This window comes from Dyadobacter sp. CY261 (genome assembly GCF_021440085.1).
Lineage (GTDB): Bacteria > Bacteroidota > Bacteroidia > Cytophagales > Spirosomataceae > Dyadobacter.
In genome coordinates, this window is record NZ_JAKCPW010000052.1 from 1 (window position 1) to 2,727 (window position 2,727).

The window sequence follows — 2,727 nt, forward strand, 5'->3', positions numbered from 1 at the left end:
ACTACTGAAAGAAAATGCCGTGAAAAAAGAAGAATTAACTGTCACAATGAACAACTGAGTCTAAATCGCACCACTCTAAAAATGGGAAGCCTACACAAGGCTTAAATGAGTTTGTGAAAGGTATAAATTAAATATTAAAACATATATATTAATATAATTTTATTTATATGATCAAATTGTTTTTTGAAAGCTTATTATATATGTTCGAAATATTTCAAGAGTATCCGAGGCCAGATTCTTTTCTTTGAAAAATGAATCATCTCTCCGATCCATAGAGGGTGATTAAGCAATACCTCACTACAACGTTTAATCTACCGGATAGAACGTTGGACAATCTACGGATTCTGCACTGTCTTAAAAGATCCAGATAATGAATAATTTCGACCAATATAATATTTTTCGACAAATGGTTGTATGGTTTTTAATGGAATAGGTATTGGATTGGTCGGGTGAAATGGGAAAAATCCAACCCATTTCCTTTCACCGGCGGCTGGTGAAAAGAGGACAGAAGCCAGAAACGCCCTGGTTGTTCAGATAACTCTTTTTATGTTAAATGAGAAAACACAGAACAAGAGGGTAGCAGCCGTTTGGGAAAGTTCTTCGTTTTGTCCAAGGTTTACTCACTCTTTATTAGGCACTTACAACCATCCTTTTGTTAGCGGGGTCTTATATCGAACCTAACAAGTCTCTCTTATGATCAACTATCTGTCAAAAATGAGATCGTCTATTCTCTTAGCCTGCGTCTTATTTCTTGCAACAAATTGCACCAATGAAGGCCCAACAGAGGAGCCGATAAGAGGTCATGATGTTGAAGGCGCTCTTAAAAGAGCTCGGGCATTGTGCAATCAAAATTCGATGGTGTGGTTATCTGATATGCTTCGCAAAGCTGAAGAAGATCGCACTAACAAGACTCACAAAGGCAATTATATAGGCATTGTTTCCCTGATTAAGTACCAAGGTCAACGAGTGGTGTACACTAATTTCGGGCTGGGTAGCGGCGGAATTGCATTTTACCTGTTTGACTGTAACGGGAACCCGGTCAACTGTGAAGCAAATGATGAAGCCGGTAAACTTCCCGGCCTGGCAGAAACAAAAGAGGCCGTTATTTACTCAAGTTTAGGGTTATAAGCCGAGTTAACTTCTACTACATTTGAGATGTATAACCCATTCGAGAATGAAGGATCATGCCGATTTTCAAACAGAAATAGACAGATTGCTAACCAGGTATCTCCAAGAAGTGTCCCAATCTAATTTGAAGCCCTTATCCGCAAAAACGTACCAGATGCAGGCCATTAATTTTGTCCGGTGGATGAAGGGGGATTTTAAGCCAGGGAGCGGGAAACGCAAAAAGAGCCCTTACAATCCTTCTTTTGAGAAGAAGGTCAAAGAGGCCAGATCAAGTAAGGCAAAAGGGGAGCTGATCACAGTCAACCCGGAGAATGTATGGGAAAGTATCGAATCCGGATTGGAGCGGCACAGCATGGAGGTTAGCATAAAAGCTGTTTGGTTTCAGGCCGATCGCATCTTTATCCGGACGGCATCAGGTGAAGAGCGAAGCATGCCGCTGGAGTGGTTTCCTAGGATCTTTAACGCTTCCCAGGCAGAGCGCGAGCAGTTCGAGCTTTCTGCTTTTGGGATCCACTGGTCGGAGCTGGACGATGATTTGAGTTTCGAAGGCTTTTTCACCTACTCAAGGCCCTGAAGTGATACGGTAAGAAGGTATTGGGGGTAGGCTGGCTGTATGTTCAACCGTGGTGGGTTATTACAATCATCGCCTATCCCCATTGTGTTATAAAACGCCCGTTTTCTGACACATTCAAAGCCCTTCGCATTGAATTAAGTTGATACGTCCTCTAATGCGCCACAAAATTCCGCGTTGGAATGGTTAGTAAATCGCGCACTTGCTTATAGTTCGACATTCTATATCAGTCTCATAATACCTGCGAAATATGTGACGGTTACCACCAACATGCCGCAAAGAAGTTGACGGGGGAACCGATGACCTGCGCATCCGAATTTCAGATATACGGTTGTTGCATCAACCGGTCAAGTGCTGAGTCCACATTCATTAGCCATGTGGCCTCGCTCGCAATCGTAAGGAGATCTGGCCTCAGAGAATGAGCATTTGTGAAAACTAGGTGGAAGGGGCTAGTATCTTCATGATGCAACATTTTCGTCTGCCCAAATCATTCGGGCAGCTTTTAATCTTCTACATTCACCACTAAATCTGCTGCATACAGTAGGATTTCGTGTGTGTCTGCTTTTCACACCGCTCTTACTTGCTTTCAATCCCAGGTTTTGAATGGATTTTCAATAAAAATGCCGCCCAATACGAGCGGCTTTTACTAGTGGGTATTTATATATTTTAGAAAAGTGGTCTGGCACCTTCGACGCCGAAAGAGATCGGGCGAACACCATCGCCGCTCTCACTCAGCCCACGCTCAAATCCTTTTTGGGTAAATCGTTCGATACCACCTGACAAGCCATTGCCGCCTTTATCCCCGGACACTCTTTCGATACCGCCAGACAGTCCCCGCTCCACGCCGCCACCGTTGAGACCGTGAGAGCCACTGCCACCATCATTGATTGCAACAAAAAATACAAACACAGTGATTACACTGACCATGAATTTTTGTGTTATCCCCTTTTGGGTGATCAATTGCTGAATAGAGCTTATCCCGTTTGTTTAAACTCATTCGGTGTTAAAAAGCCAAGTGCTTGATGTGG

Annotated in this window: 3 protein-coding genes; 2 read left to right on the forward strand and 1 reads right to left on the reverse strand. The window is 43.2% G+C overall.

Features of this window, described 5'->3' with window-relative positions; genetic code table 11:
• Positions 1-693 precede the first annotated feature (693 nt).
• The gene (locus LZD49_RS35240) at positions 694-1,128 is read left to right on the forward strand and encodes a hypothetical protein (protein WP_234673339.1); all 435 of its coding nucleotides are present in this window, start codon (positions 694-696) and stop codon (positions 1,126-1,128) included.
• Between the two features lie 46 nt (positions 1,129-1,174).
• A complete protein-coding gene (locus LZD49_RS35245; RefSeq protein WP_234673341.1) occupies positions 1,175-1,702 on the forward strand; it encodes a DUF2442 domain-containing protein in 528 nt (175 codons plus the stop codon).
• 663 nt (positions 1,703-2,365) lie between these two features.
• Here LZD49_RS35245 and LZD49_RS35250 read toward each other — a convergent pair.
• A complete protein-coding gene (locus tag LZD49_RS35250; protein ID WP_234673343.1) occupies positions 2,366-2,626 on the reverse strand; it encodes a hypothetical protein in 261 nt (86 codons plus the stop codon).
• Positions 2,627-2,727 lie beyond the last annotated feature (101 nt).

Bases quoted from the DNA above. Each gene is read 5' to 3' on its own strand.
- LZD49_RS35245 (WP_234673341.1), top strand. From the start codon at position 1,175: ATGAAGGATCATGCCGATTTTCAAACAGAAATAGACAGATTGCTAACC.
- LZD49_RS35250 (WP_234673343.1), bottom strand. From the start codon at position 2,626: ATGGTCAGTGTAATCACTGTGTTTGTATTTTTTGTTGCAATCAATGAT.
- LZD49_RS35240 (WP_234673339.1), top strand. From the start codon at position 694: ATGATCAACTATCTGTCAAAAATGAGATCGTCTATTCTCTTAGCCTGC.